Annotated in this window: 27 protein-coding genes, 1 tRNA gene and 1 pseudogene; 11 read left to right on the top strand and 18 right to left on the bottom strand. The window is 63.6% G+C overall.

The window, feature by feature from the left end:
* Positions 1-14: 14 nt before the first annotated feature.
* The gene (gene recQ, locus FY036_RS19265) at positions 15-1,814 is read left to right on the top strand and encodes a DNA helicase RecQ (protein ID WP_148916394.1); all 1,800 of its coding nucleotides are present in this window, start codon (positions 15-17) and stop codon (positions 1,812-1,814) included.
* 373 nt (positions 1,815-2,187) lie between these two features.
* Here recQ and FY036_RS19260 read toward each other — a convergent pair.
* Positions 2,188-2,264 (bottom strand) — tRNA-Met (locus tag FY036_RS19260).
* Between the two features lie 221 nt (positions 2,265-2,485).
* On the opposite strand from FY036_RS19260, the gene FY036_RS19255 reads away from it, so the two are divergent.
* A complete protein-coding gene (locus FY036_RS19255; RefSeq protein ID WP_148916393.1) occupies positions 2,486-3,439 on the top strand; it encodes a Gfo/Idh/MocA family protein in 954 nt (317 codons plus the stop codon).
* Positions 3,440-3,554: 115 nt separating this feature from the next.
* Here FY036_RS19255 and mnmA read toward each other — a convergent pair whose 3' ends face one another.
* Positions 3,555-4,742 carry a tRNA 2-thiouridine(34) synthase MnmA gene (mnmA, locus tag FY036_RS19250; protein ID WP_148916392.1) on the bottom strand — a complete coding sequence of 396 codons (1,188 nt, stop codon included), beginning with the start codon at positions 4,740-4,742 and terminating at the stop codon, positions 3,555-3,557.
* Between the two features lie 254 nt (positions 4,743-4,996).
* Here mnmA and sciP point away from each other — a divergent pair, with 254 nt between their 5' ends.
* Complete coding sequence (sciP, locus tag FY036_RS19245; RefSeq protein WP_148916391.1) at positions 4,997-5,272, top strand: CtrA inhibitor SciP; 276 nt, start codon at positions 4,997-4,999, stop codon at positions 5,270-5,272.
* A 259-nt stretch (positions 5,273-5,531) separates the two neighbouring features.
* Here the strand turns inward: sciP and FY036_RS19240 are convergent, their stop codons facing one another.
* Complete coding sequence (locus tag FY036_RS19240) at positions 5,532-5,912, bottom strand: flagellar export protein FliJ (protein ID WP_148916700.1); 381 nt, start codon at positions 5,910-5,912, stop codon at positions 5,532-5,534.
* Positions 5,913-6,357: 445 nt separating this feature from the next.
* Between FY036_RS19240 and ctrA the strand changes: the two genes are divergently transcribed.
* Positions 6,358-7,053, top strand: a complete 696-nt coding sequence (gene ctrA, locus FY036_RS19235) for a response regulator transcription factor CtrA (RefSeq protein WP_148916390.1) — start codon at positions 6,358-6,360, stop codon at positions 7,051-7,053.
* A gap of 103 nt (positions 7,054-7,156) precedes the next feature.
* Here ctrA and FY036_RS19230 read toward each other — a convergent pair whose 3' ends face one another.
* Both FY036_RS19230 and chpT read right to left on the bottom strand, forming a co-directional pair.
* The gene (locus FY036_RS19230) at positions 7,157-7,525 is read right to left on the bottom strand and encodes a response regulator (RefSeq protein WP_148916389.1); all 369 of its coding nucleotides are present in this window, start codon (positions 7,523-7,525) and stop codon (positions 7,157-7,159) included.
* A gap of 120 nt (positions 7,526-7,645) precedes the next feature.
* Positions 7,646-8,275: a histidine phosphotransferase ChpT gene (chpT, locus tag FY036_RS19225; protein ID WP_148916388.1), complete on the bottom strand. Its 630-nt coding sequence runs from the start codon at positions 8,273-8,275 to the stop codon at positions 7,646-7,648.
* Positions 8,276-8,616: 341 nt separating this feature from the next.
* On the opposite strand from chpT, the gene FY036_RS19220 reads away from it, so the two are divergent.
* Positions 8,617-9,207, top strand: coding sequence for a DUF1134 domain-containing protein (locus tag FY036_RS19220; protein ID WP_201744811.1), 591 nt, complete (start codon positions 8,617-8,619; stop codon positions 9,205-9,207).
* Positions 9,208-9,342: 135 nt separating this feature from the next.
* On the top strand, positions 9,343-10,332 hold the full coding sequence (locus FY036_RS19215) for a coiled-coil domain-containing protein (RefSeq protein ID WP_148916387.1): 990 nt from the start codon (positions 9,343-9,345) through the stop codon (positions 10,330-10,332).
* A gap of 3 nt (positions 10,333-10,335) precedes the next feature.
* Here FY036_RS19215 and FY036_RS19210 read toward each other — a convergent pair whose 3' ends face one another.
* The 7 genes and pseudogenes from FY036_RS19210 to FY036_RS19180 form a co-directional block, all read right to left on the bottom strand.
* The gene (locus FY036_RS19210; RefSeq protein WP_148916386.1) at positions 10,336-11,130 is read right to left on the bottom strand and encodes a TrmH family RNA methyltransferase; all 795 of its coding nucleotides are present in this window, start codon (positions 11,128-11,130) and stop codon (positions 10,336-10,338) included.
* Positions 11,127-11,562: pseudogene (gene fosX, locus FY036_RS19205) on the bottom strand (FosX/FosE/FosI family fosfomycin resistance hydrolase). Before fosX ends, FY036_RS19210 begins: the two are co-directional and overlap by 4 nt.
* Positions 11,563-11,644: 82 nt before the next feature.
* On the bottom strand, positions 11,645-11,953 hold the full coding sequence (locus FY036_RS19200) for an ArsR/SmtB family transcription factor (protein ID WP_148916385.1): 309 nt from the start codon (positions 11,951-11,953) through the stop codon (positions 11,645-11,647).
* A gap of 172 nt (positions 11,954-12,125) precedes the next feature.
* The gene (locus FY036_RS19195; protein ID WP_148916384.1) at positions 12,126-12,905 is read right to left on the bottom strand and encodes a HugZ family pyridoxamine 5'-phosphate oxidase; all 780 of its coding nucleotides are present in this window, start codon (positions 12,903-12,905) and stop codon (positions 12,126-12,128) included.
* A 35-nt stretch (positions 12,906-12,940) separates the two neighbouring features.
* Positions 12,941-14,101 carry a CaiB/BaiF CoA transferase family protein gene (locus tag FY036_RS19190; protein ID WP_148916383.1) on the bottom strand — a complete coding sequence of 387 codons (1,161 nt, stop codon included), beginning with the start codon at positions 14,099-14,101 and terminating at the stop codon, positions 12,941-12,943.
* A gap of 15 nt (positions 14,102-14,116) precedes the next feature.
* On the bottom strand, positions 14,117-14,878 hold the full coding sequence (locus tag FY036_RS19185) for a 3-hydroxyacyl-CoA dehydrogenase (protein WP_148916382.1): 762 nt from the start codon (positions 14,876-14,878) through the stop codon (positions 14,117-14,119).
* 89 nt (positions 14,879-14,967) lie between these two features.
* Positions 14,968-15,303, bottom strand: a complete 336-nt coding sequence (locus FY036_RS19180) for a cupin domain-containing protein (protein ID WP_148916381.1) — start codon at positions 15,301-15,303, stop codon at positions 14,968-14,970.
* Between the two features lie 165 nt (positions 15,304-15,468).
* On the opposite strand from FY036_RS19180, the gene FY036_RS19175 reads away from it, so the two are divergent.
* Positions 15,469-16,008, top strand: a complete 540-nt coding sequence (locus FY036_RS19175) for a MarR family winged helix-turn-helix transcriptional regulator (RefSeq protein ID WP_148916380.1) — start codon at positions 15,469-15,471, stop codon at positions 16,006-16,008.
* A gap of 10 nt (positions 16,009-16,018) precedes the next feature.
* On the opposite strand, the gene FY036_RS19170 is transcribed toward FY036_RS19175, so the two are convergent.
* The 6 genes from FY036_RS19170 to FY036_RS19145 all read right to left on the bottom strand — a co-directional run bounded on the left by FY036_RS19170 (position 16,019) and on the right by FY036_RS19145 (position 21,835).
* The gene (locus tag FY036_RS19170; protein ID WP_148916379.1) at positions 16,019-17,437 is read right to left on the bottom strand and encodes an alpha,alpha-trehalose-phosphate synthase (UDP-forming); all 1,419 of its coding nucleotides are present in this window, start codon (positions 17,435-17,437) and stop codon (positions 16,019-16,021) included.
* Complete coding sequence (gene otsB, locus FY036_RS19165) at positions 17,434-18,267, bottom strand: trehalose-phosphatase (protein WP_148916378.1); 834 nt, start codon at positions 18,265-18,267, stop codon at positions 17,434-17,436. Before otsB ends, FY036_RS19170 begins: the two co-directional genes overlap by 4 nt.
* 8 nt (positions 18,268-18,275) lie before the next feature.
* Positions 18,276-18,566 carry a hypothetical protein gene (locus tag FY036_RS19160; protein ID WP_148916377.1) on the bottom strand — a complete coding sequence of 97 codons (291 nt, stop codon included), beginning with the start codon at positions 18,564-18,566 and terminating at the stop codon, positions 18,276-18,278.
* A 159-nt stretch (positions 18,567-18,725) separates the two neighbouring features.
* A complete protein-coding gene (gene choV / locus FY036_RS19155) occupies positions 18,726-19,907 on the bottom strand; it encodes a choline ABC transporter ATP-binding protein (RefSeq protein ID WP_148916376.1) in 1,182 nt (393 codons plus the stop codon).
* On the bottom strand, positions 19,904-20,758 hold the full coding sequence (choW, locus tag FY036_RS19150; protein ID WP_148916375.1) for a choline ABC transporter permease subunit: 855 nt from the start codon (positions 20,756-20,758) through the stop codon (positions 19,904-19,906). The genes choV and choW overlap by 4 nt, the downstream gene beginning before the upstream one ends.
* Positions 20,759-20,887: 129 nt before the next feature.
* Entirely contained in the window at positions 20,888-21,835 is a 948-nt protein-coding gene (locus tag FY036_RS19145) for a choline ABC transporter substrate-binding protein (RefSeq protein WP_148916374.1), read from the bottom strand.
* A 204-nt stretch (positions 21,836-22,039) separates the two neighbouring features.
* On the opposite strand from FY036_RS19145, the gene FY036_RS19140 reads away from it, so the two are divergent.
* The 4 genes from FY036_RS19140 (at position 22,040) to FY036_RS19125 (ending at position 26,248) form a co-directional block, all read left to right on the top strand.
* Positions 22,040-22,654 carry a thymidine kinase gene (locus FY036_RS19140; protein WP_148916373.1) on the top strand — a complete coding sequence of 205 codons (615 nt, stop codon included), beginning with the start codon at positions 22,040-22,042 and terminating at the stop codon, positions 22,652-22,654.
* 88 nt (positions 22,655-22,742) lie between these two features.
* Entirely contained in the window at positions 22,743-23,768 is a 1,026-nt protein-coding gene (locus tag FY036_RS19135) for a fatty acid desaturase (RefSeq protein WP_148916372.1), read from the top strand.
* A gap of 115 nt (positions 23,769-23,883) precedes the next feature.
* On the top strand, positions 23,884-24,972 hold the full coding sequence (locus tag FY036_RS19130; protein ID WP_148916371.1) for a GumC domain-containing protein: 1,089 nt from the start codon (positions 23,884-23,886) through the stop codon (positions 24,970-24,972).
* Between the two features lie 130 nt (positions 24,973-25,102).
* Positions 25,103-26,248, top strand: a complete 1,146-nt coding sequence (locus tag FY036_RS19125) for a hypothetical protein (RefSeq protein ID WP_148916370.1) — start codon at positions 25,103-25,105, stop codon at positions 26,246-26,248.
* The last annotated feature ends 1 nt before the right edge of the window (position 26,249 follow it).

Here is a 26,249-nt window from a genome sequence, read left to right as displayed (position 1 = left end):
GATGCCCGCCGCTCATGACCGCCACAGCTCTCGAAATCCTGAAGACCGTCTACGGCTACGACGCGTTCAAGGGACCCCAGCAGCGGATCATCGAGCATGTGATCGCGGGCAACAATGCCTTCGTTCTGATGCCGACGGGCGGCGGCAAGTCGCTTTGCTACCAGATTCCCGCTATCGCGAGGCCCGGCCTGGGGCTCGTCGTGTCGCCGTTGCTGGCGCTCATGGCCGATCAGGTGGCGGCGCTGCGGCAGGCCGGTGTGCGCGCGGCGGCGCTGAATTCCGACCTCTCTGCCGATGATCGCCAGACCCTTTGGCGTGACGTCCATGGCGGCACCCTCGACCTGCTCTACGTTGCCCCCGAAACGCTGATGCGCACTGATGTGCTGGAACGGCTGGGCGGCGTGAAGCTGTCGCTGATCGCCATCGATGAAGCGCACTGCCTTTCGCAATGGGGGCACGATTTCCGCCCTTCCTATCGCCAGCTGGACGCCGTGGTGGCACGTTTTGCGGATACGCCTCGCATGGCGCTGACGGCGACGGCCGACGAGCCGACGCGCGCCGAAATCCTCTCCCATCTTGCCATCGCCGAGACCGATGCCTTCATCGCAGGCTTCGACCGCCCCAACATCCGCTACGCTATCGAGGAGAAAGACAATCCGCGCGCGCAGCTGAAGGCCTTCCTCAAGCGGCACGACGGCGAGAGCGGCATTGTCTATTGCCTGTCCAAGCGCAAGACGGAGGAAACGGCCGCGTGGCTGCGCGAGCAGGGCCACGATGCGCTTTGCTATCACGCCGGCATGGACAAGGCCGCGCGCGAAAGCAACCAGATGCGCTTCCAGCACGGCGAGGCGGTCGTCATGGTCGCCACCATCGCCTTCGGCATGGGCATAGACAAGCCGGACGTGCGTTTCGTCGCGCATATCGACCTTCCGGGCAGCATCGAAGCCTATTATCAGGAAACTGGCAGGGCCGGTCGCGACGGCCTGCCGTCCGAAACGTTGATGCTCTACGGCTCCGAGGACATCGCACTGCGCGGCCGCTTCATCGAGGAATCCGATGCGCCCGACCAGCGCAAGCGCATGGAGCGCCAGAAGCTGGATGCTCTTCTGGGTCTGGCGGAGACCGCCGGCTGCCGCCGTCAGGCGCTGCTCGCCTATTTTGGCGACCGCAGCGCTCCTTGCGGCAATTGCGATACCTGCGCGGAGCCGCCCCGGCTGTTCGACGGCACGACTTCGGCGCAGAAGGCCCTGTCCTGCATCTACCGCACCGGAGAGCGTTTCGGACAGGCCTATGTCGTCGATGTGCTGCTCGGCGTCGAGAACGACCGCATCGCCCAGCTAGGCCACGATCGCGTCTCGACTTTCGGCATCGGCACCGAGCACGATAACCGTACATGGCGCGCGATACTGCGCCAGTTGATCGCGCTGCGCCTGGTCGATGTCGACCTCGCCGGCCACGGGGGACTGTCGATAGCGGCAGCCGGGCGCGATTTCCTGCGTGACAAGCCGACGCTCATGCTGCGCGTGCCGCAGCCACCGCGCGCGCGGCGCGACAAGCTTGCGCGCAGCGCAGCGCAATCGTCTCTGGCGGATAGCGACCGCGAACTGTTCCAGGCCTTGCGCGCGAAACGCATGGAGATCGCGCGCACGCAAAACGTTCCCCCTTACGTGATATTCCACGACAAGACGCTCATCGAACTGGCCGCGGCCCGTCCGGCCTCACGAGCCGAACTGGAGAACGTTCCCGGTATCGGGGAAGCCAAGCTCGACCGTTACGGCCCTGCCTTCCTGTCAGTGATCGCCGACCACGCCTGAGAAGGGCCAAATACTAAAGCTGGATCAAAAGCTTACGCAAGGATGCGTTACGAACATGAGCTTCTTGTGTATCACAGACCCTTGCGCGCGGCCTTTGAACCTAGGCGATAGCCATCGCAGCGCAATTGGCCCTGTCTTCACCCTGCTCGTCAACAATCGGTCGCAGTTGCTAAACGCTGTTGGGCTGTGATCAGGTGCAAGATTGGCAAGGGTTAAGATCGACAGGAGCGCTTTAGCGTTAAAGTTGATGTGGATAGTCTGACCCAATACTATTCATTCAGCGCGGCGGATTGCCTCGAGATTGACCCGCGCGGCCGAGAAGGCGGCTACACGACGGCTGATGAAAGAGCTTGGTTCGCCTTGAAGAAATTATTGGTAGCGGAGGAGGGATTCGAACCCCCGACACAAGGATTATGATTCCTCTGCTCTAACCTACTGAGCTACTCCGCCACGCTGCATTCGCCCGCTTCGTGCCGCCGGTCAGGTTACCCGGGGCGGCAGGGCGTCTGCCAAGGTCGCGCGGATATAAGGGGGCGGTGGCGGGGCTGTCAAGCATTCAGAACCCCGATAGGAAGGTTATGCGGCGCAACGCTTTTCGCAGGCCGCGGGGGTTGAGTTCGCACCGCCGCGCGACTATGTCTCGGCGTCGAAGTTTTCCAGCTACAGGGTTCATGAAACCGCGTATCGCCGTCCTAGGATGCGGCTATTGGGGCTCCAACCACATCCGCACTCTCAAAGCGCTTGGGGCGTTGCACGCGGTGTCCGACGCCAATGCCGCGCGCGCCGAAGGTTTCGCCAGCGAGCAGGAATGCCTCGCGCTCGATCCTGACGAGCTTTATGCGCGCGAGGATATCGATGCCATCGTCATGGCCCTGCCGCCCCAGTTTCATGCCGCAGCAGCCATCCGCGCCGTGGAGGCCGGCAAGGACGTGCTGGTCGAAAAGCCGATCGCGCTGACCGTACCAGACGCGGAAAAGGCAGTCGCGGCTGCCAGGGCCAACAAGCGCGTCTTCATGGTCGGCCATGTGCTGCGCTTCCATCCGGCCTTCGAGATGCTCAAGCAACTCATCGATGCGGGCGAGCTCGGCACGGTCAAATACATCCACTCGCACAGGCTGGGGCTCGGCAAGTTCCACACCGAGAACGACGCGCTGTGGGACCTTGCGCCACACGACCTGTCGATGATCCTGGCAATCACCGGAGCGGCGCCGACGGAAATCCGCGGTGAAGGAGCGGCTCTGCTCGATCACCTGAGCGACTTCGCGCATCTGCACATGCGGTTTCCGGGAGGATTGCGCAGCCATCTCTTCGCGTCGAGGCTCAATCCCTACCGTGAGCGCAGGCTGACCGTCGTCGGCACAAAGGCCATGGCGGTGTTCGACGATGTCGAGCCTTGGGACCGCAAGCTGGCCGTCTACCGCCACGCGGTGTGGCAGGATAGCGGCCACTGGGCGTTCACGACCAACGAGCCTTCCTATGTGCCGGTGAATGCAGGCATGCCGCTGACGCGCGAGCTGGAGCACTTCATTGAGTGCATCGGCACGCGGGCCGAGCCGCGCACCAGCGGCGAAGAGGCGATCGGGGTGCTGCGCATCCTGACGGCGGGAACCGTCACGCACGACTGATCGAAAAGCGGCTCAGAGCAACGGGCGTTCCGACGAATGCGGTTTCGTCGCTCCAGCCCAGTTTCCCAGCCGCCTTTATGCGGACTTTGGCCGATACCGTCTGACTGAAAAATACTCAGGCGCTCTGGCGAACCGGCTGGGACGCCAGCCGCGACAACATCGCCTCTGCCTCTGCCCCACGCTCGGAACGCTCGATGAAGCCGCCGCCGAAAACGCGGGCCTCGTCCCCGTCGTCCGAATAGAGGACGCAGGCCTGTCCGGGTGCGATGCCGCTTTCGCCATCGGCCAGCTCGACCCAACTCGCGCCGCCACCGTGATGCAGCACCGCGGGACGGGGCGGGCGTGTGGAGCGCACTTTGGCGAAGAGCTCCAGCCCTTCCGGCGGCAGCGCGGTAAGGTCGTTATCCCCAAGCCAGTTGAGGCCGCGCAGGAAAATCTTGCGGGTCTCAAGCGCTTCGCGCGGGCCCACGATGACACGTGCGCGCTCTGCATCAAGGTGGACCACGTAGAGCGGTTCGCCGGATGCGATGCCGATGCCGCGCCGCTGGCCGATCGTGTAGCGCAGGATGCCTTCGTGCCGGCCCATGACGCGGCCATCGATATGTACGATGTCGCCCGGGGTGGCCGCAGTCGGCTTCAGCTTGGCTATGATGTCGGAATATTTGCCCTGAGGCACGAAGCAGATGTCCTGGCTATCCTGCTTGGCAGCGACGACGAGACCCATGGCCTCGGCCTCGGCGCGGACCTGTGGCTTCGACAGGTGGCCAAGCGGGAAGCGGAGAAAGTCGATCTGCGCCTGGGTTGTGGCGAACAGGAAATAGCTCTGGTCGCGATCGGCGTCGACGGGCCGATAGAGCGCGCGGTGCGAACCGTTGGCGCGGCTGCGGATGTAGTGGCCGGTGGCCAGAGCATCGGCGCCCAGTTCCTTGGCCGTTTCGAGCAGGTCGGCGAACTTGACCGTCTGATTGCACGATACGCAGGGGATTGGTGTCTCGCCAGCGACGTAGCTTTCGGCGAAGGGATCGATCACCGTTTCCTTGAAGCGCTGCTCATAGTCGAGCACGTAGTGCGGGATGCCGAGCGTCTCGGAGACGCGGCGGGCGTCGTCGATATCCTGCCCTGCGCAGCAGGAACCGGCCCGGTGGACGGCCGCGCCGTGGTCGTAGAGCTGTAGCGTTACGCCGACGACATCGTAGCCTTCGCGCTTGAGCAGACCCGCGACGACGGAGGAGTCGACTCCGCCCGACATGGCGACGACGACGCGCGTCTCTTCCGGCCGGCCGGGGAGATCGAGGCTGTTCATGGCGCGTTTGCTTCCGCTTAGCTCTTCTTCGCGGGCTACATGCCCGCCCCGGCAATATAGGTCAAGCAGGCCTTCGGCGCCACCGTGGCCCAGGGCAAAGCCGCTTGCGCGGCATTCGACTAAAAGGCCCGCCAAAACCCTAACGCGGGATTCATATTCCTTACCTAAGCATTAGAGGGCGCTTAGGCAATTTTTAAAGCCGGCGCGTTAGTGTCGTGTCGATTGGTTCCTAGAGTTGTTGTGTAGAGAGTACGATGACCGATCTGGTTAGACCGCGGGTCAAATATGTTATTGGGCCGGATGGCAGTCCGCTGACGATCGCCGACCTGCCGCCCACCAATACGAGGCGCTGGGTCATCAGGCGCAAGGCGGAAGTGGTTGCTGCCGTTCGCGGCGGCCTGCTGAGCCTTGAGGAAGCGTGCCAGCGCTACAAGCTGACCGTCGAAGAGTTTCTTTCCTGGCAGGCCTCGATCGACGAATATGGGCTGGCCGGTCTGCGCACGACCCGCATCCAGCAATACAGGCACTAGTTTTGGCGTAACCTTCGCACAGATCTTTGGATCCTGCGACATTCAGATGAGAAGCAAATAGCCCGGCGCTTCGTCGGGCTTTTGCTCGTGGAGCCTCGGTCGTCGCCCCAACCGGCCAGTGCGCTCGTTTTCCGACAAGCAGCGCCGTCGTTCGGCTGCCCGGTTCAGGCAGATCGCGGACGGCTCGCGTACTGAACGACAAAACCCCGGCGCGATTGCGGCCAGGGTCTCAATAGGGGAAAGCTTGTAAGGCTGGCGGTCAGCCTATCATCGCACTGCGGCCGCCGGTCTCGACATCGCGGGCACGGCCTCCGTCACGCGATTCCAGCATCTCGGCCTTTGCCAGTTCCGCCTCGGCCTCGTGCATGGCGGCTTCGGCCGCCTCGCGCTGCTGCTGCAGGTCGTGTTGCGAGTTCTTCAGGTTGTCGCGGCGCAGGCGCGCCGCTTTGGCGAAGGTGGGGTAGGCGAAGTGGCTGGTGTCGGTAATGCCCGCCTTCTTTTCCTCCGCATTGATCTGCAGATCGAGTTCCGTGGCCATGCGATCGAACTCGGCGATCATCATGTCGAGCTGCAAGAGCTGCTTGCGCTTCTCGTTGACCTGAAACTGCTTCAGCCGCACCAGGTTCTCACGTGACTTCATCACTCGCTACTCCCGAACGCTTACTCTTACGCTCGCACCAAAAACACTGGCGCTCTTCCCCGGCCGCCGCAGCACATTACGGCACAACCCGGAAACAAATTCCTAAACTCCGGCGCGCTCGGTAACCATTCGTTTACGCGCATTGTTAATCATAGCGTGGAAGGGCTTAAAGGGGGGTAAAGATACTCACCACGGCCGGACCCGACAAAGTGACTCATATTGAGTCGCTTGGCGGCGTTTCTTGAACTGTCACATTAACTTTTCTGTTTTGTGATTCACGTTTAGATTCAATAGGGTGCGGCGGAAAGCTGAAAAGGATGAATATCGCTTGCCATGCGGAATCATATTTTGTTAACCATTGCATGGCAGCCTGCGATTCAGAATTTTGGCTATTCCGGCGCCGAAAGCTTGCTGAACCCGGCTTGGCGGCGGGAAAGGGGACATAATGCGCGTTCTGCTCATTGAAGACGACAGTGCTACCGCACAGAGCATCGAATTGATGCTCAAATCGGAAAGCTTCAACGTCTATACGACCGATCTCGGCGAAGAAGGCGTGGATCTGGGCAAGCTCTACGACTACGACATCATCCTTCTGGACCTGAACCTCCCCGACATGTCGGGATATGAGGTGCTGCGCACGCTGCGGCTTTCGAAGGTGAAGACGCCGATCCTGATCCTCTCCGGCATGGCCGGCATCGAGGACAAGGTGAGGGGCCTGGGCTTCGGCGCAGACGACTATATGACGAAGCCCTTCCACAAGGACGAGCTGGTTGCGCGCATCCATGCCATCGTGCGCCGCTCCAAGGGGCATGCCCAGTCGGTCATCAACACCGGCGACCTGGTGGTCAATCTCGACGCGAAGACCGTCGAAGTGGGCGGACAGCGCGTCCACCTGACCGGCAAGGAATACCAGATGCTCGAGCTGCTCTCGCTGCGCAAGGGCACGACGCTGACCAAGGAGATGTTCCTGAACCATCTCTATGGCGGCATGGACGAGCCGGAACTGAAGATCATCGACGTATTCATCTGCAAGCTGCGCAAGAAGCTGGACGCTGCGTCGGGCGGGCAGAACTACATCGAAACCGTCTGGGGTCGCGGCTATGTGCTGCGCGAGCCGGAAGAGGTTCGTGAAAGCGCCTGAGAATCGGCAGTCGGCAATAGGCTGTCGGCAGTAGAGAAGCTTGAATCGGGTTGGCCGTCGGCATTGCCGGCGGCCGACTTTTTTGCCATTGCCGAATGCCTGACTAAGCAGCCACCTGCATCTCGCGGAAGCGCTGGAGAAGCTGCGAGCGGTCGAACGGCTTGAGGATGTAGCCCATAGCGCCGGCGCGCTTGGCACGCATGATCGCGGCAACATCGAACTCCGTCATGCAGATGACGATGTTCGGCTTCTGCCGCTCGTCGATAGCTATGACCTGACGGATGAAATCTTCGGTAGTCATGTCGGGCAGGCTGGTATCGACCACGATCACGTCGGGCATATCTGCCGAGCACATCGAAAGCGCCTCGCCGCCGAGGCCCGCCTCGACCACGATCATGTCCGGCCCGCCAAGAATGCGCTTCGCGACTTTCCTGATGACGCTCGAATCGTCGACGATCATGCACCGTTTCATGGTCCACCCCTTTCGTGCCGCCCATGTGCGGACACCAAGCCTCTATAGGCAGGCAGAGTAGGGACCGACGGTAAAGATCGCCGTAAGCAGCTAGCTAAAAATTGGGTTAACGCACGAGCTTCACTCGGCCGTCAGCACGATCTCTTCTGCGGTGGCGCGGATGGAGATGGTCATGGCCGCCTCTCGCGCCAGAAGCAGCGTATAGTAAGGCTGGACGGCGTGGGCGTCGATCGGCTCGTCGGATTTGACGCCCGAATGCAACTCCAGGAAGCGGGCCGGCACGCGCACCATCGGGCCGTTGGCCGTCAGGGTAAAGCGGGGCGTGGTTTCCGTGTCGTGCAGTTCGACCGTCAGCTTGCCGCCGCGCGGGATTGCGGCGTTGGCAATGAGGATGAGATTGAGCAGCAGCTTGACCTTGTTCTTGGGCAGCAGCGCGCGCGTGCCGCGCCACTCGAAGGTGGGCTTCTCATTTGCCAGAAAGGCGGTGGCCACGGCCTCGGCATCGCCGGTGTCGATCTGCATGCCGGCCGAGCCTGCGGCGCCGAACGCGATACGCGCGAACTGAAGACGGGCCGACGCGTTGCGCGCGCTGGTGCGGATGAGGCGCATGGCGTCCTCGTCGGCACCGCCCTCGTCGAGCAGCTCCAGCCCGTTGTTGATCGCACCCACGGGCGAGATGATGTCGTGGCATACCCGGCTGCACAGCAGGGCGGCAAGATCGGTGGCGGAAAGGGTCAGAATATCGGCCATGCGTCAGGCGTCCCCATCGTGCAATTCATCAACTCGGCGCCCCGGGCCGCGCGCCGCGCGAGGCCAGCGAATCACCCCTTCAAACAGTGGACATTGGTTACACACGGAAGGCGCGGCGACAAGGAAACCCGAAGTCTGCAATGTCGCAAACCGCAGCGCGACACCGGGCGAAACAGGCATTCCGCGCACTGCGACACAAACGCCCGGGGCGCAAATGCAATGGTTAATGATTGGATAAGGTTTGCGTCATAATTTGAGACGTATTGGCGTGTCGATGCGGCCGACGGGGCCGTCCGCGCCAACGGGCGCGCAAGGGGCGGTTCGATACGGAGATTCAAGGCATGTTGAGCAGGCTGTTTCCCAGAGATGTCATCAGCATGGTTGCCGCGATGCTCTTCGCGGTCGCCGCTGCGACATCTACGGCAAATCCGGCGCGCGCCAGCGCGGGCCAGAATTTCACGGCCCAGGAAATCCTCGATTCCGGGCATCATTTCTTTGGCACCACATCGGGCGGCCTCGCCTCGGTGGTCGAGCAGATCTTCGCCTCCTACGGGATGCCCAACGGCTACATCCTCGGCGAGGAAGGCTCGGGCGCGCTGATCGGCGGACTCACCTACGGCGAAGGCATGCTCTACACCAAGAATGTCGGCGACCATTCGGTGTTTTGGCAGGGGCCTTCGCTCGGCTGGGATTTCGGCGGGCAGGGCTCGCGCACGATGATTCTGGTCTACAACCTCGACGCGGTGCCCTCGCTCTACAAGCGCTATGCCGGCGTGGCGGGCTCGGCCTACGTCGTGGCGGGTCTCGGCTTCACCGTCCTGAAGAACGGTCCGGTGATGCTCGTGCCCGTGCGCACCGGCGTCGGCGCGCGCCTCGGCCTCAATATCGGCTATCTGAAGCTGACGTCGTCGCCGACCTGGAACCCGTTCTGAGCGCATTTCGGCGGGTGCGTGCCGCAACAGGCACGCCGCCCGCGCACGGCACTGGATTCACCCTTGCCCGCCGTGTCAGATAGAGGCGGGACATTTGCCTGCGCGGCAGCCGCAGCGCGAACGGGACGTTAAACGGTGATCCAGTCTACGCTTTTCTTCATCCTCGGCTTTCTGAGCGCCGGATTTCTGGCGTTGCTGGTTGCGCCAGCGATCTGGCGGCGCGCGGTGACGCTCACCCGGCGACGCGTCGAGGCCTCCGTGCCGCTGACCATGGACGAAATACAGGCCGGAAAGGACAGCGTGCGGGCCGAACTCGCCATGACCATCCGCAAGCTGGAAATGAACCTGAAAGCGGCCAAGGAAAAGGTCGCTGCGCAGATGCTGGAAATGAACGCCCTCCGCGACGAGCAGAAGCGCGCGCTGACCGAGCGCGACGTCAAGAGCCAGTCCTATCAGCAATTGGAGGCCCGCGCGGCAAAGCTTGAGGAAGAGCTGGCCCACCGCGAGGAAGATTTTCAGGCCGTGTCGGAGCGGCTTGTGGAGCACGAGCGCAAGCTGGAGGCGCGCGACGCCGAGCTGAAAAAGCTGGGCCGGATGTATGACGAGGCGAGCCTCGATGCATCGAGCCGCCAGATCGAGGCGGTGGCGCATGAGTCGCGGCTCGACAAGCTCAAGGCCGACATCTCCATACTGCGTAACGAGCGCAAGGAGGCCGACCAGAAAGCGCGCGAGGTGACCGCTGACAACAAGGCCGCGCGCGAGGCGCTGAAGGCAGAGCACAAGAAGGTGGCCGGGCTCGAGCGCCGCGTCGAGCAACTGACCGCCTCGCTGGCAGACGCGGAGGACCGGCTGGAACGTCGCGAGCGCGAGCTTGGTCGGCTTCGCGACAAGCCGGATCAGGGCGGAGGCAAGGCCGCGCGCCGCGACGAGGCGGGAGAGGCGATGCTGCGCGAGCAAATCCACCAGTTGGCGGCCGAGGTCGTAAATCTTACGGCAAAGCTGGACGGACCCGATTCGCCGATAGGCAAGGCGCTGGCCGAAAAGACGCCCAACGGCGCGTCAGGCGGAACGACCAGCCTTGCGGACCGCATCCGCGCGCTGCAGCAGGCGGCAGGGAAGCAGTAGGGCTCAGCGTCCCCGCCAGAGCCGATGCAGCGCGATGGCCGAGGCAGCGGCGACGTTGAGGCTGTCGAATGAATCCGACATGGCGATGCGCATGGTCTTCATCCGCGCCATCAGCGTGGTCGGCAGGCCTTCGCCCTCAGTCCCGAGATAAAGCGCGGTCCGACCCGCTCGCCTGAAATCGCCGATTTCCTCCGCACCGCCCGGCGACAGGGCGATCTGCGTGAAACCGTAGCGCGCCAGCGTATCGAACAGGCTGGTCTCGTCGGGTGCCGTAGCGAAAGGCACCTTCAGCACGGCGCCGACCGAAACGCGGATCGCTTTCCGGTACAGCGGGTCGCAGGAGGAGGCGTCGAGCAGCACCGCGTCGGCCTCGAACGCGGCGGCGTTGCGAAAGATCGCGCCGACATTGTCGTGGTTGGAAATGCCGACCAGCGCCACCACCAACGCATCCTCTGGCAACGAGGCGAGCAGGGCGTCCATTCCGCCGCCGTCGCGCCTGCGGCCCAGTGCCAGTACGCCGCGATGGATGTGGAAGCCGGCGATGGCATCCATCACCTCCTGCGAGGCCACGTAGACGGGCATCTCGGCCGGTGCCAGCGCGAGCGTGGCGGCCATGCCCGACAGGCGAGATTCCAGGATAAGCGCCGATTCGACTTCGAAGCGCCGGGCGGAAAACAGGACGTTGAGCACGACCTTGCCCTCGGCGATGAAGCGACCTTCGCGCCCGACCAGGTCGCGCTCTCGGATGGCGCGGTAGGGCGCGATGCGGGGGTCTTCGGCGCTTTCGATGCGGATCACGAACGGGGCGTCTCGTTGTCTTGGGCATAGCGCGCGAGGCGCTCGTCGAGTGTGCCGGTGTGCAACTCGAACATGTGGTTGTCGTCGTCGTAGAAATAGATGGAACGGCCTTTGCCCGCCACCCTTGCGCGGCCCTCGCGCAGATCGAGACCAAGCGCCCTAACGCGGGCAAGGCATTCGTCGTAATCGGCGTCGTCGATGCTGAACGCAACTTGGTTGTAGGTGCGTGCCGCCAGCGGCTCACCCTCCATCACCGCGATCCAAAGCGCGGCGGGGGCCGTCGCCTGCGAGAAAGAACCGTTCCCTCGACAAGGAGAAGGTGTGATCGCCCGAATCGTAGACCTTTCGGGCACCCAGGAGGGTGGTGAGTATCGTCTCCATGCGGTCGAGATCGCGCACGATGAACGTCATATGGCTGAGACCGCGAATCAAGACGGAACCCCCTCTTCAGGGCAAGAGAGGTGCGCCGAAGAACTCGCCGTTTTCGTGGCTTCGTGCTCTTCGTGCCGGGAAATTATTCGGCAGCCGCCTTCGCGCCGAAAATGCCGTCGAGCGTCAGCAGCACCTCGCGCACCTTCGCCGACGAGCAGGAATAGAAGATCATCTGCCGCTCGCGACGCGTTTCCACGAGGCCCATGGTGCGCAGTTTGGCCAGATGCTGGGAGAGGGCGGACTGGCTCAGTTCCACCTTCTCCGCGATCTCGCCGACCGACATCTCGCCGCCCAGCAAATGGCACATGATCGCCAGCCGCTTTCCGTTGCCGATGGCAGACAGAAACTCGGCGACCATGTCGGCGTTGTCGACAAGTTGCTCAGAAACCATTGTATCCCCGTTGCCGCATCTTCCGTGGGTGTTATGGGGGCAATAACGCCCAACGGAAATGGCAGGTTGCAAATCAGCATCCTCGTCGCCTGCCTGCAACCTAACGTAGCGCATAGTTTCGATATCTCAAGAGTTTATGAGAAGGCTTCACAATTGCACCGGTGTCGCACCTTCACGCCTTGGCTTGGGATAGCGAGCGACGAGCTTCTATCGCCATCGCGACCAGGGTTTTGTGCATATCCTGTGCGTCGGCGAGGGGCGTTTCGAAGAAAATACGCATGATCCGGTCGCCGGCCGCGATGTCGAAACCGTCCGCGTCGATACCGGTCATCACCCATTCGGCGGGCTCCGTCGCCTTGCCGAACCATGCCGCATAGTTGGCGATGGCATCGGCATGGTCGTCGTTCATGTGCGCAACCGCGCCCTGCTCTGCTGCGGCGATGGCATCGAGGTGGGTGCCTGCCGTCAGCAGGTCCGATGCTGGCAGGGCGTACGCCTTCCCGAAACCGCCATTGAGACTGGCGGCCTGCGGCTCCAGCCTGAAAAACGAGAAGTCACCGAGCCCGGCGTAGAGCTTCGATTTCGGATTGTGGGACAAAAACCGCCACTTTATCCGCGCGTGGCGCGGGTCATCCTTCGTGATCTTTTCTGCGAGGCAGGCGAGCGTGATGCGCGCATGCGCCAGCGGGTCGCCCTTGCCCGGTTCGCCCAGCAGCAGCGAACAGCGCGGATCGGCCTCGAGGCCGCCGGTGTGGGCAGACAGTGCGGAAACGAGGATGAGCGGTGCGCCGTCATGGTCGCTCGCCACCGCGACGCGGCTTGCCATCGGCGCGCCCGATTGCAGGTTCAGCACCGCCAGTGCCCCGTAGCGCGAGGCGCGCAGCAGCGTCCGTGCAAGCCTGACAGCCTCGCCGTCGGGCTCGCGCAGGACGTCTTTTTTCTGTTCTTCCAAGGAACGGCTCCGATAAGTTGACTAAGATAGTCCTATTATCGGCCGATGACGCCCTCTCTGGCAAGCCGTTCCGTCTCGTCGGCGTCGATGCCGAACGCGCCGAGCATCGCAGACACGTCTCGCACCGGTTGCGGAGAGACGGTGCCCTGCGTGCGTGAGAAACGCGGCGCGGGTGCAGGGCGCGTCAGGCCATCAGTCGTCACATGGGTTTTGCGCGCGCGGTTGTGGGGATGCTCGGGGGCCTCACGGAGCGACAGCACGGGCGCGACGCAGGCGTCGGTCGCCTCGAAATGCGCGGCCCATTCGTCGCGCGGGCGCTGCGCAATACGCGCTGCGATAGCCTCGCGCATCTGCGGCCACAGCGTCTGGTCGTACTGCGCCTGCGTGAAACGCCCATCCAGCGGCAGCAGCCGGCAGAACTCGGCGAAGAACTGTGGTTCGAGGCAGGCGACCGCGACGTGGCGGCCATCCGCGCAGGCATAGGTGTCGTAGAAGGGGGCGCCCGAATCGAGCAGGTTCACGCCGCGACGGTCCTGCCAGATGCCGGCGGCCATGAAGGCGAAGAACGGAGCGGCCAGCATCGACGCGCCGTCGATCATGGCAGCGTCCACCACTTGGCCGTTGCCGGAGCGGCAGGCTTCCAGAAGGGCTGCCAGCACGCCCATGATGAGAAACATGGTGCCGCCGCCATAGTCGGCCACGAGATTGAGGGGCGGGACCGGCCGGCCTTCCTTTGGGCCTATGGCGTGCAGCGCTCCCGACAGCGCCAGGTAGGTAAGGTCGTGGCCGGCGCGGGGCGCAAGTGGGCCGTCCTGGCCGAAGCCTGTCATCCGGCCATAGACGAGACGCGGATTGGCAGCGAGAGCAGCGTCAGGCCCCAGACCCAGCCGCTCCATGACGCCGGGCCTGAAGCCTTCGATCAGGGCGTCCGCCCCGCCGACCAGTCGCAGCACCAACGCCTTGCCATCGGGATGCTTGAGGTCGATGCGCACGATCTCCCGGCCGTGCCGGTCTAGGTCGTATCGCGGCGGCAGGGTCAGGAAAGCCTGTTCCTTCGCCAGCCGCTCGACGCGCACGACGCGCGCGCCGAGCTCGGCCAGCATCAGGCCGGCATGCGGCACCGGGCCAAGCCCCGCCATCTCGATGATGGTGAAGCCAGCCAGCGGACCGGATTTTCGCTGTGCGCTTCCCTCCATCGCGCCGCTCGAAGCCTACTTCGGCGCCATGCGGATCGCGCCGTCGAGGCGGATCACCTCGCCGTTGAGCATCTGGTTCTCGACGATGTGGCAGGCAAGCGCGCCGTATTCCGCCGGGTCGCCGAGGCGCGAGGGGAAGGGCACCTGCTGGCCCAGCGACTTCTGGGCGTCCTCGGGCAGGCCCGCCAGCATGGGGGTGCGGAAGATGCCGGGCGCGATGGTCATCACGCGGATGCCGGAACGGGCAAGATCGCGCGCGACCGGCAGCGTCATGCCGACGACGCCGCCCTTTGAGGAGGAATAGGCCGCTTGGCCGATCTGCCCATCATAGGCAGCGACCGATGCGGTGTTGACTATGATGCCCCTCTCACCGCCCTCCAGCGGCTCGGCCTGTTCGGCGCGGGCGGCGAAAAGCCGGATCATGTTGAAAGTGCCGATGAGGTTGACCTCGATGATCTTGCGGTAGAAATCGAGCGGGTGGGGGCCGTCCTTGCCCGTGGTCTTCATGGCGATGGCGATGCCGGCGCAATTGACGAGAATGCGCGGCGTGCCGAGCTTCTCGGCGACTTCCGCGATGGCTGCTTCCGCGCCTTCCGCGCTGGAAACGTCGCACTTGACGGCGATGCCGCCAATGTCCTTCGCGACCGCTTCGGCCCGCTCCATACCGATGTCGAACAGCGCGACCTTCGCGCCCTTGGCCGCCAGTGCGCGCGCCGTGGCCTCGCCAAGCCCCGAGCCGCCGCCGGTAACGATCGCGACCTGTCCTGATGGGTTCATGGGTAGTCCTCCGCAAATATTGTTATGTGGTAAAACAATCTTGCATCATCTTAGCGGGGGTCGGCGAGCGGGCGCAAGGCGGCTGGCGCTCAGACGTTCTCCTGCACCATATGGTCGGTCGGGTGGATGCAGACGAGTTCCAGCCGGTCATTGCCGACATTTTCGAAGCGATGGGGGATGTTGGCGCTGGCCACGACGATGTCACCGGCAAAACCGCGTGTCGTCTGCCCTCCGACGGTGAACTCGGCCTCCCCCTTCCTGACGATCCACGTCTCGGAATACGAGTGCTTGTGCATTGCCGAGCCTCGACCCGGATCGGCATCGACGAGGAAGAACGAAACCTCGCTGCCGAAATCGCGGCCTTCGAAACGGACGGTGCGGCTCTGGCCCGGTTCGGGCTCGCTGTGACGGCGTACGGTGAACATCGGGTGTCTCCTGTCGAGAGCGAAATTTATCTTTGCAGGAAGATATCTAAAGCGGATATATCTTAGCGTCAAGATAAATATCTTCGCGCCGAGATATCTTGAGATCGGAAGTCGGCCGTGTAGGGTGAGCGCCGGGTGCCCCAAAGGCGATCAGGAGAAGTCGAAATGGCGGAAGAGGGCGGGCTGCAAGGCGACCATGTGGACAGGTTGCGCGGACAGTGGGCGCGTGAACTGCCTGACCTCGACACCGCGTCGATGGCTATACTGGGCCGCGCGCTGCGGGTGACGAACATGGTGAGGCCGAGCATCGAGGCGACATTCGCGGGTTTCGGGCTTGATCGCGGCGAGTTCGACGTGATTTCGACGCTGCGCCGGTCAGGACCGCCCTACCGCCTGACGCCGACGGATATGTACGCCTCGCTGATGATCTCGTCCGGCGGGCTGACGCACCGGCTCGGCCGGCTGGAAAAGGCAGGGCTGATCCGGCGTGAGAAATCGCCGAACGACGGTCGCAGCGTACAGGTGGCCCTGACGGATGAGGGCAGGGCGCTTGCCGAAAAGGCGTTCAGGGCCGATATGGAAAGCGAAATCCGGTTTCTCGATGCGCTTGATAACGCGGAGCGAGAAGCGCTTTCAGGACTGTTGCGCAAGCTGATACTCGGGATCGAGCGCCAGCTTGCCGAGGGCGACCGCCAGGGGGCTTAAGCCGCGCAGATCACGCCGCGTGGGTGCCTACCACCTGCGGCCTTCGCGGACCCGCGCCCGCTCCTTCAACCTCTAGATCGGCAAGGAACGCGGCCAGCCACGCGTGGGTGTCCTGCTGCGCGATGCGGGCAAGCAAAGCCCCGTGGCGGGCAAGACGCTCCGTCAGAGGCATGGTCAGCGCGCGGTGAATGGCCTCGGCCATCGTGTCCGTGTCGTAGGGATTGACGATCAGCGCTTCCTCGAGGTCTTCGGCCGCGCCGGCAAACTGCGAAAGTACCAGCACTCCGGGATCTTCCTCGTCCTGCGCGGCAATGAACTCCTTGGCGACAAGGTTCATGCCGTCGCGCAGCGGCGTAACGAGCCCGACGTGGCTGACGCGGAAAAGCGCGGCCAGCGTTTCCCGCGGCACGGGGCGGTGGATGTAGCGCAGCGGCGTCCAGTTGAAGTCGGAGAAGCGCCCGTTGATGGAGCCGGTCAGGCCCTCTAGTTCTGCCCTTATGTCTCCGTAGGCGTTCACATCCTCGCGCGTGGGCGGCGCGATCTGCAGGAAGGTGACCTGCTTTTCGAGTTCCGGGTGCTGTGCCAGAAGACGGCCGAACGCCTGGAAACGGTCGGGCAGGCCCTTGGAATAGTCCAGCCTGTCGACGCCGATGATCTGACGCCGGCCGAGCTGAGCGCGGCGCGACGCGTCGATGCGCACGTCTTCGGGCACCTCGCTCGCCATCTGGCTGAAGGCGTCGACGTCGATGCCGATCGGGTAACGGTCCAGCGTTATGGTGCGGCCGTTGAAACGGATGGTGCGGTCGTCAACGACCTCGCCTATGCCCCACTCTTCCAGATAGTGGCGGAAGTTGATGGTGTCGGTGGTGGTCTGGAAGCCCAGCACGTCGTAGTCGAGCAGGCATTCGACCAGAAAGCGATGGTTGGGCGAGGCGGCCAGCAGGTCCGGGGGCGGAAAGGGGATGTGCAGGAAGAAGCCCATACGTTGGCGGCTACCCAGACGACGCAGCGCGTTTGCCATCGGGATGAAGTGATAATCGTGGACCCAGATGAGGTCTTTTTCTTCCAGATAGGGCGCGACGAGACCTGCGAAATGCGCGTTGACCCGCTGGTAGGCGTCGAAATACGACGCTTTGAAATCCACGAGGTCGAGCCGGTAGTGAAACAGCGGCCACAAGACGCTGTTCGCATAGCCGACATAGTAGTCCATGTAGTCCTCGACCGTCATCGCGGCCGAGATCATGCGGACATTTCCGATCTGCTCAACGGTGGCTTCGCGCGGTTGGGTGCGCAGTGTCTCTCCGTCCCAGCCGAACCAGACGCCGCCGCGCTGGCGCAGCGCATCGGCCAGGCCGACGGCAAGACCACCCGACTGGCTGGTCTTGCGCAGGTCGGCCACGCGGTTCGAAAGGATCACCAGTCTGCTCATTTCATGCTCCCGAGATTGTGCGACGGGGCATGTTCCCCCAGCCCGCCGCGATTGCCTCCCTTGGTCTGGTGACCTCCCTGCATGTCGTTGGCATCGGCGCAGGCCCTTGCCATGCTCACAAGCCAGCGGTGGAAAGCTGCGGTGTCTGCGAAGCGGCCAGCGGCCTCGCTGTCGCCCGGGCCGATCTTGAAGGTTCGACCGCCCATGTGGTTGACGCGTTCGAACGCATCCTCGTCGGTCACGTCGTCGCCGAAGAACCAGGGCTGCCTGCCCGCGAAAGGCGGCAGCTCCATTAGATGATCGACTGCATGGGCCTTGTTGCGGTCGCCGAGGCGGAGTTCTGCGACCATCTTGCCATGCATCAGTTGGGCACCGGGCGTCGATCGCGCCATCTCGGCGGCAAACGCGCGCACGTCCGGCTCAAGAGCCGGGGCCTGCCGATAGTGGAACGCTACCGAGCCGGGCTTCGTTTCGACCAGAAGGCCCGAGCGGCCACGCTCGAAGATGCGGGCCGCCTCGATCAGCCGGTCGAGCGCAGCGTGCTCGTAGTCGTGTGTCTGGAGCCTGCCGTCGGGGCCGCGGATTTCGAGGCCGTGCACGCCGGCAAGCGGAAGCCGTAGCGGCGACAGAAAGGCGTCGAGTTCGGCGATGGGCCTGCCGGAGATGACGGCGAGGGCGCCGTCTGTCGCTTTATGCAGGCTGTTGATCGCGGAGCGTATGTCTTCGGGGATGACGACCCTGCCCGGATGATCTGCGATCTCGACGAGCGTTCCATCGAAATCGAGGAGCAGGGCGACGCTATAGGGGTCAGGTTGGTCTTCTTCGGGCATCGGCTACATCAGAACGCCCACCATGCACCGCCGCCGACAGGCGTAGGGGCTTGGGGCGCTTCCTTCTTGGCGGGGGCTGCCTGAGGCTGGGGGCTCGCCTCGACCGAGAGGGCCGAAGCATCCTCGCCTTCGCGCATCAGCGTACGGGCGACGGATTCCTGTATCTTCCGGGCCAGACGTCTGGCCGACCCGTCGCTGCCGGCAGGCAGCGAAACCTTGAGATTGACCGTGCGCGGACGCGATTTGCGCGCGCCTTTCGGAGCGAATGGATTGTCCTTGGATGGGCCGGTGCCGAGCATCGTTGCCTCCTGCTTCTGCCGAGGTGAACGTCTCGCGTCAGTGACCGTTCCCGCTATGCGCCTAAAAAGGCCAAACGCGAGATCGCAATGCAGCATAACCGTGCTGCATTGCGAAATCCACCCCTTGGTGGGATTCGTTTCTCCGGGCTGTCGGAGGCGCTATTTGCGGATCACAGATTTCAGCACGTCGCGCACGCCGATGGCGCCGACGAAGCGTGAGGAATCGTCGAACAGCGCGACCGGCGCGGTCTGCGACTGGTGCATGGCCTGCATCACCGCTTTCAGCGAGGTGCCTGGCCGCGCCCAGTAGACCTGATGCGCATCGGCCGGCAGCGCCTCGAATGGATCGCAGGAGGTCCATATGGCCGGTTCGCCGTTGCGCTCCGCGCCGACGACCAACCCGTTTTCGTCCAGCCTGAAACGCGTGGTGCGCCGCCGATCAAGCCACAGCCAGCCCTCGCCGGCATGTTCGAGATCGCGACGGTCGCGCATTACGTTCCAAGCGGTCAGCACCGACAGCGGATTCACATTTGCGATGAAGTCGCGCACGTAGTCGTTGGCCGGGCTGAGCACGATTTCCTCCGGCGCGCCGGTCTGGACGATGTGCCCGCCTTCCATGATCGTGATGCGGTTGCCGATCTTGAGGGCTTCCTCCAGATCGTGGCTGACGAAGATGATCGTCTTGCGCAGCCGCGCCTGAAGCTCCAGCAGTTCGTCCTGCAGCTTGGTGCGGATCAGCGGGTCAAGCGCGGAGAAAGGCTCGTCCATCAGCAGGATCGGCGCTTCGGTGGCAAAGGCGCGCGCGAGGCCCACGCGCTGCTGCATGCCGCCAGAAAGCTCATGGGCGTATTTCTTTGCCCACTGCGACAACACGACGAGCTCAAGCTGACTGGCCACACGGTTGCGGCGCTCGGCGGCAGGCACGCCCGCAAGCTCAAGCCCGAAGCCGACATTTTCCTCCACCGTACGCCACGGCAACAAGGCGAACTGCTGGAACACCATGGCGACGCACTCGCGGCGTATGCGGCGCAGATCGGCCGGCGAGCAGGAGACGACATCGGCCGACCAGTCGTCGTCATGGACGACCACCTCGCCGCGCGTGACCTGGTTGAGCCCGTTGACGGCACGCAGGAGCGTGGACTTGCCGGAGCCGGACAGTCCCATCAGCACCGAAATCTCGCCCTGCTCGACGGTGAGGCTCGCGCCCGCGCAGCCTAGCACAGCGCCGGTCTTTTCAAGGATTTCGGCGCGGGTCGCGCCGGCGTCGATCATGCGGATGGCAGCCGCCTGTTCCTTGCCAAATACGATATCGACGTTCCTGAACTCGACGGCGGCGCTCATTTGCGCTGCTCCCCGCCTATGCGCGCCATGCGGTCGAGGATGATGGCCAGCACGACGATGGCGAGGCCCGCCTCGAGGCCGAGCGGGATGTTGACAGAGTTGAGCGCGCGCACCACCGGCCGGCCAAGGCCGTTCGCACCGATGAGCGCTGCGATCACCACCATCGACAGCGACAGCATGATGCACTGGGTCAGCCCCGCCATGATGGTGGGCATGGCAGACGGCAGCTCGACCTTCCACAGGAGCTGACGCTTCGTCGCGCCGAAGGCCTCGCCGGCCTCCAGCATCGGCTTGGGCACCGATGTGATGCCGAGATAGGTGAGCCGGATCGGGGCGGGGGACGCGAAGATGACAGTGACGATCAGCCCCGGCGCCACGCCCAGTCCGAACAAGATCAGCACCGGGATGAGATAGACGAAGGTGGGCAGCGTCTGCATGAGGTCGAGGATGGGCTGCAGCACGCGATAGACGCGCTCGTTGTGCGCGGCCCAGATGCCGACCGGCACACCGATAGCCATCGAGCAGGTGGCGGCCGCCACGACGAGAACCAGCGTCTCGACCGTCTCCTTCCAAAGGCCCTGATTGATGATGAACAGGAAGCCGATCACCACGCCGACGGCAAGGGTCCACGAGCGCTTGAGCGCATAGGCGAGCGCTGCGACGAGCAGCACGACCACGATGGGCGGCATCCACAGCAAAGCGTCTGTGAGCCCGCCGAGGATGGCCGAAATGCCGTTCGCGATCGAATCGAAGAACCACGCGAAGTTGAACGTCAGGAAGTCGAAAAACTCACGTCCCCATCGACCGATCGGGATCTTCCATCCGGCGATCCATTGCGAAATCGGGTCCATAGCTTCCTACATGTTTGGGTCGCCGGCGCCGACGCGCCGATACGTTGCGGCAGGCTTTCCTCTCCCCGACCTTCGCGGGGAGAGGGTGATCGTCAGGCTGGAGCGGGCAGCTTAAGCCTATAGAGGCTCTCAAAGCCCAAGGCTTGCCTTCACCGCTTCCGCAGCGTCCTCGCCGTCGAAGGTGGTGACACCGTCCAGCCATGGGTCGAGCGCATCCGGGTTCGCCTTGATCCACTCGGTGGCCGCCGCGTTCGGCTCGTCGCCGTCGTTCAGGATCGAGCCCATGATCTCGTTTTCCATCTGCAGCGAGAAGACCAGGTTGGTCAGGAACTTGCCGAGGTTCGGGCATTCTTCGGTGAAGCCCTTTCGCACGTTGGTGTGCACAGTCGCGCCGCCATAGTCGGGGCCGAACACGTCATCGCCGCCGGCCAGATATTCCATCTCGATGTTGGCGTTCATCGGATGGGGCTCCCAGCCGAGGAAGACCATGTGCTGCTCGGACCGCGCGCCGCGCATGACGGCCGACAGCATGCCGGCTTCCGAGCTTTCCACCAGCTCGAATCCGCCGAGGCCGAACTGGTCGCCCTCGATCATGTCGAGGATGAGCCGGTTGCCGTCGTTGCCCGGTTCGATGCCGTAGATCTGGTTGCCGAGCTGATCCTTGAACTTCGCGATGTCCTCGAAGGTCTTGAGGCCGGCGTCGAAGGTGTATTTCGGCACCGCCAGCGTGTACTTGGCGCCTTCCAGATTGGTCACGATCGTCTCAACCGAGCCGTCTTCGCGGTAGGGCGCGATGTCGGCTTCCATGGTCGGCATCCAGTTGCCGAGGAAGACGTCCACGTCGCCGTTCTTGAGCGATGCATAGGTGACCGGGACGGAAAGAACCTGCACGTCCGGCTGGTAGCCCAGCGCCTCCAAGATGACCGAGGCGGTCGCGGTGGTCGACGTGATGTCGGTCCAGCCGACGTCGGAGAAGGTGACGGACCGGCAACTCTCAGGCTCGGCGGCGAAAGCGCTTCCCGCGCCCAGCGCCGTCGAAAGCGCGAGTGAAATCAGAACAGTCCTGCCGTGCGACATATAACGTCTCCCATTTGGTGGCCGGTGGCGAATTCGCCATCCTTTAGATGATTGTCATGAGCCAAACATCATTTGGCACCGGATTCAAGCGCTGCGCCCCGACGGTGCGCGGCGGGGCCTTGCCTGTCAGCGACGCAAGCGCTTTTCGGTGGAGGGCGGCAGCGGGTATCTCCCATCGCTTGCCGTCTTGCGCTTAATAGGCCGATGGCAAAGCTCTATTTCAGCTATTCGGCGATGAACGCCGGCAAGTCGACCCTGTTGCTGCAGGCGTCCTACAACTATCGCGAACGCGGCATGGCGACCATGCTCTTCACCGCGGCGCTGGACGACCGGGCCGGCAAGGGGCGCATCGCGTCGCGCATCGGGCTTTCTGCCGAATCCGAGATGTTCAAGGCCGAGGACGACCTCTACCAGCGGGTGCGCGACAGGCTGGAAGCGGGATTGTTGCATTGCGTGTTCGTGGACGAGGCGCAGTTCCTGACGGAAGAGCAGGTATGGCAGCTTGCGCGGGTGGCCGACCGACTGGGCGTGCCGGTGATGTGCTACGGGCTGCGTACCGATTTTCAGGGCAAGCTGTTTCCGGGCTCGGAGGCGCTGCTGGCGCTGGCCGACGACCTGCGCGAGATTCGCACGCTATGCCGATGTGGGCGCAAGGCGTCGATGGTCGTGCGGCTGGGGGCCGACGGGAAGGTGGTGCGCCAGGGCGCGCAGGTGGAGATCGGCGGGGAAGACAAATACGTGTCGCTCTGCCGCCGGCATTGGGAGGAAGAAATGGGCCGCCTTCCGCCTGAAGACATGATAGGCTTCGCGGGCGAATAGGGTCGGCCGCCGCGACATTGTGCACAGGAGCGCTGTTTTCGGCCCCGACGCACTTGAGCCCGGCCCGGCCCGATGCCTATAAGCGTCGATGAACGCACCGCTCGCGCACGCTCCCGTCGATCCCGACATCCGCCGCTGGACCAAAGTGCTGGCCGCATATCGCACGCCGCATCGCGGCCGCAGCGCCTTCGAGCTGGCGGTCACCATTGTCCCGTTCGCAGCGCTGTGGGCGCTGTCATGGGCTTCGGTGCATTACGGGTTCTGGCCGGGGCTGCTTCTGACCATCCCCGCCGCCGGCTTCCTTGTGCGGCTGTTCATGATCCAGCACGATTGCGGACACGGATCGTTCTTCGCGCATCGTACCAGCGATGACTGGACGGGGCGCATAATCGGCGTGCTGACGCTGACGCCCTACGGCTACTGGCGGCGCGCGCATGCCACGCATCACGCGACGGCCGGAAATCTGGACGAGCGCGGCGTGGGCGACATCACGACGCTGACGGTGGCCGAATATGGCGCGCTCTCACGATGGGGCAGGCTCGGCTACAGGCTCTACCGTCACCCGCTGGTGCTGTTCGGTATCGGGCCTATCTGGGTGTTCGGCGTCACGCAGCGGCTGCCGCTGGGCATGATGAAGGCCGGCAGGGATCCGTGGATTTCGACGATGGCGACCAATGTGGGGATCGCGGCTCTAGTGGCGGCTCTCGTCTATATGGTGGGGCTGGTGCCCTTCCTTCTGGTGCATCTCCCGATCGTCATTCTGGCTGGAGCCGCCGGCATCTGGCTCTTCTATGTGCAGCACCAGTTCGAGGAGACCCACTGGTCGAGCGGCCCGGAATGGGATTTCCGCAAGGCCGCTCTGCACGGGTCGTCGTATTACGACCTGCCCGGAGCGCTGAACTGGCTGACGGGCAATATCGGCATCCACCATGTCCACCATCTGTCGAGCAAGGTGCCCTGCTACAGGCTTCCCGAGGTGCTGCGCGATTTTCCTGAACTGCGCGAGATTGGACGGATAACCATCGCCCAGAGCCTGGGCTGCGTGAAGCTTGCGCTCTGGGACGAGGACCAGCGCAGGCTGGTGTCGTTTCGCGAGGCGCGCGCGCTGGCGTAGCTGCGGGCTCAACCCAACGGCGCGGTTTGATGCGCGCGATGCGTGCGGCGTCTTTTAATCGCTATCCGCCCCACATATATTCCGCAAAGTCATTTCACGGGGTTGGAGAGAACGCATGGCGACGCTGCAGAATTTCGATGCCGAAATTGCCAAGACCAAGCAAGTTGTCGAAGACATGCGATCCAGGATAGAGCAGTCCGGCGTGGTGCTGGACAAGTTCGCCCAGACCGACCAGAAGATCGGCGCGGCGGATTTCGACATAGAGAATGCGCGCATCCAGGACGTGCTTAATCAGCAGAAGGTGATGGAGGGCAACATCGCCGACCTCATCATCGGGCTGGAAGACGCCACCAACGTGTTCGGTGCCGAGTTCGAGAGCATGAAGAGCTATACGGGCTGGGAGAACTTCGTCGGTGTCTTCTCCGCGCAGCGCAAGCAGCGCATGCGGACCGAGCGCGTTCGCAACATGTCGCTGGCGGGGAACCTGCAGGAGCTGCTGGCCAAGTCCGACACCATCGTGGGTATCCTGACCGAGCAGAAGAACATCCTCGACGCACGCTACAAGACCTCCGAGACAAGCCTCGCGCAGGTGATCGAGCGCCGCAAGGGCACCATCGAAGCGCTGACCGCCACGCAGAAGCGCATCGAGGAACTGAACCCGATGCTGCTGGACATCGAGAACCGCATCGCGTCTTCCACCAGCCAGACCCAGCGCACCGAGCTCGAAGGCGAACGCTCGAAGCTCGCGACCGAGTACAACCAGGCGCAGGCGAAGGAACAGGAACTGCTCGCCGAGAGCCAGACGCTGGAGCGCTACACCTCCATGTTCCAGACCTTCGTGGACTCGCTCAACAACCAGATCGCGGCGCAGAACACGCTCATCAACAAGCTGACCATCGATACCGAGCAGCGCATCGTCCTCTACAAGGCGCTGGAAGACTCGCTGAAGACGGCCGCCCAGCAGGAAGTCGCGCACCGCATCAACACGCTGGGCAGCCAAGTGGACAACACCGCCGAAGAGACGATGGCCGGTATAGGTGCTGCGGCGCAGCGCCACATCGGCGACCTGCTTGAACTGCACGAGAAGAACATGGTGACGACCGCCGATATCCAGCGCCGCAAGAAGCTGGCAGACGACGCGTTCGCCCGTCGCTTCGACGACGTTCTCAAGAAGCACAATGCGGCGGACTATGTGAGGCAATAGGCGTTCCGTCGGGAGCTTTGAGCCCTATGTCCCCCCCCTCTTCCCTGCCGGACATCTCCCCCGCACGGGGGGAGATTGGCTATCGCGGCCAACCGCACCAATCGTCGTATTTGCTGCTGGAACGTTGCGCATGAGCTCCGCCAACGACCCTGTCTCGCGCTATTTCGGCGCGATCTCCGCGGCGCTTGGCGGCCTCGACATCTTCCTGCGCGACGAGCGTTCGCCGTTCTACCGGCACGACCTCGTAGCCAAGGTGATGTCGGAATATATCGTGCGGCTGGAAAACTCATTTGCCTGCTGGCGCAACCGGCTTGGGTTCATGGACAGTTTCCGCATCGGGCGGGCGGAAAGCGGCTACCCGGTCTTCCAGAACGTGCTGGAGCTCGACAACGACCAGCGCAGCGCCGAAAAGAGGCTGGCCGCGATCCCCGAACCAGCCGTGCTGCGCGCGGAGATGGCGGATTTCATCCTGCGCCATCGCGCCATGCCCGACGCGCTGCGCAAATCGATGGCCGAGCGGCTGTATCTTGAGGAAGTGTCGCGGGGGCTGGTCTTCGCGCCGTTCGTGCTGCCCAAGACCGTGAGGGTTTCGGTTAACCCCAAGACAGGGCGGCCGATCTATGTCGTGCATTGGGGGGCGTTCGACGGCACGGCAAACCTGCCGCTCGTCTACATGGCGACGATCGAGGATTCGTCCGACAACGTCGTGCGGCAGCTTGTGGGCCGCGACGGCAAGTTCAACGAGGACGTGAAGATTCCCCTGCCGGTGGACGGACTGCTGAACCCCGAACTGGCGCATCGCTTCGACGATTTCGCGGGCAAGAACTCGTCCTATTCGCTGTCGCCCGCCACCATCGCAGGAAATCTCGACAAGGACTTCGATACGCTGCATCCCAAGCAACTGCGCCGTGTCGTGCTGGGGCCGTTCTATTCGGCGGGCATCACCGAGCACAACTCGACAGTCGCCGACGTGCTTTCAAAGGTGCGGCGGGTGGACAACGCCTGGCTGCTGACGTGGACGGTGCAGGAGGTGTTCTCCAAGGCGGAGCAGCCGGCGCGCAAGGGGCTTTTTTCCAGCCAGCCGGCGCGCGAGGAATTTCACATCAACACCGACGACCTCGAAGCCGCGCGCATGGGCGTTTCGGCCTATGAGCGCCACGCGCTGATTCCGCACGAGGCCTATCAGGCGCTTTACGCGGCAGGCGAGGCGCAGAAGATTTTCGCCGGCTACCAGGTGCACATCATCTCCAACGGGCAGGTGATAAGCGATGTGTAGG

Origin of the sequence: Neoaquamicrobium microcysteis (assembly GCF_008180155.1) — a bacterium.
Taxonomy (GTDB): Bacteria; Pseudomonadota; Alphaproteobacteria; order Rhizobiales; family Rhizobiaceae; genus Aerobium; species Aerobium microcysteis.
The sequence above is the reverse complement of the archived record's forward strand: the minus strand, read 5'-3'. Positions and strand labels throughout refer to the sequence as shown.

What these genes read in the sequence shown, in the direction of transcription:
- recQ (WP_148916394.1), top strand. Translation starts at nt 15, where the DNA reads ATGACCGCCACAGCTCTCGAAATCCTGAAGACCGTCTACGGCTACGAC.
- sciP (WP_148916391.1), top strand. Translation starts at nt 4,997, where the DNA reads ATGACCGATCTGGTTAGACCGCGGGTCAAATATGTTATTGGGCCGGAT.
- FY036_RS19160 (WP_148916377.1), bottom strand. Translation starts at nt 18,566, where the DNA reads ATGCTCGGCACCGGCCCATCCAAGGACAATCCATTCGCTCCGAAAGGC.
- FY036_RS19135 (WP_148916372.1), top strand. Translation starts at nt 22,743, where the DNA reads ATGAACGCACCGCTCGCGCACGCTCCCGTCGATCCCGACATCCGCCGC.
- FY036_RS19145 (WP_148916374.1), bottom strand. Translation starts at nt 21,835, where the DNA reads ATGTCGCACGGCAGGACTGTTCTGATTTCACTCGCGCTTTCGACGGCG.
- FY036_RS19170 (WP_148916379.1), bottom strand. Translation starts at nt 17,437, where the DNA reads ATGAGCAGACTGGTGATCCTTTCGAACCGCGTGGCCGACCTGCGCAAG.
- FY036_RS19255 (WP_148916393.1), top strand. Translation starts at nt 2,486, where the DNA reads ATGAAACCGCGTATCGCCGTCCTAGGATGCGGCTATTGGGGCTCCAAC.
- chpT (WP_148916388.1), bottom strand. Translation starts at nt 8,275, where the DNA reads ATGGCCGATATTCTGACCCTTTCCGCCACCGATCTTGCCGCCCTGCTG.
- FY036_RS19220 (WP_201744811.1), top strand. Translation starts at nt 8,617, where the DNA reads ATGTTGAGCAGGCTGTTTCCCAGAGATGTCATCAGCATGGTTGCCGCG.
- ctrA (WP_148916390.1), top strand. Translation starts at nt 6,358, where the DNA reads ATGCGCGTTCTGCTCATTGAAGACGACAGTGCTACCGCACAGAGCATC.
- FY036_RS19130 (WP_148916371.1), top strand. Translation starts at nt 23,884, where the DNA reads ATGGCGACGCTGCAGAATTTCGATGCCGAAATTGCCAAGACCAAGCAA.
- FY036_RS19175 (WP_148916380.1), top strand. Translation starts at nt 15,469, where the DNA reads ATGGCGGAAGAGGGCGGGCTGCAAGGCGACCATGTGGACAGGTTGCGC.
- FY036_RS19230 (WP_148916389.1), bottom strand. Translation starts at nt 7,525, where the DNA reads ATGAAACGGTGCATGATCGTCGACGATTCGAGCGTCATCAGGAAAGTC.
- FY036_RS19140 (WP_148916373.1), top strand. Translation starts at nt 22,040, where the DNA reads ATGGCAAAGCTCTATTTCAGCTATTCGGCGATGAACGCCGGCAAGTCG.
- choW (WP_148916375.1), bottom strand. Translation starts at nt 20,758, where the DNA reads ATGGACCCGATTTCGCAATGGATCGCCGGATGGAAGATCCCGATCGGT.
- FY036_RS19180 (WP_148916381.1), bottom strand. Translation starts at nt 15,303, where the DNA reads ATGTTCACCGTACGCCGTCACAGCGAGCCCGAACCGGGCCAGAGCCGC.
- FY036_RS19185 (WP_148916382.1), bottom strand. Translation starts at nt 14,878, where the DNA reads ATGAACCCATCAGGACAGGTCGCGATCGTTACCGGCGGCGGCTCGGGG.
- FY036_RS19200 (WP_148916385.1), bottom strand. Translation starts at nt 11,953, where the DNA reads ATGGTTTCTGAGCAACTTGTCGACAACGCCGACATGGTCGCCGAGTTT.
- FY036_RS19125 (WP_148916370.1), top strand. Translation starts at nt 25,103, where the DNA reads ATGAGCTCCGCCAACGACCCTGTCTCGCGCTATTTCGGCGCGATCTCC.
- otsB (WP_148916378.1), bottom strand. Translation starts at nt 18,267, where the DNA reads ATGCCCGAAGAAGACCAACCTGACCCCTATAGCGTCGCCCTGCTCCTC.
- FY036_RS19190 (WP_148916383.1), bottom strand. Translation starts at nt 14,101, where the DNA reads ATGGAGGGAAGCGCACAGCGAAAATCCGGTCCGCTGGCTGGCTTCACC.
- choV (WP_148916376.1), bottom strand. Translation starts at nt 19,907, where the DNA reads ATGAGCGCCGCCGTCGAGTTCAGGAACGTCGATATCGTATTTGGCAAG.
- mnmA (WP_148916392.1), bottom strand. Translation starts at nt 4,742, where the DNA reads ATGAACAGCCTCGATCTCCCCGGCCGGCCGGAAGAGACGCGCGTCGTC.
- FY036_RS19240 (WP_148916700.1), bottom strand. Translation starts at nt 5,912, where the DNA reads ATGAAGTCACGTGAGAACCTGGTGCGGCTGAAGCAGTTTCAGGTCAAC.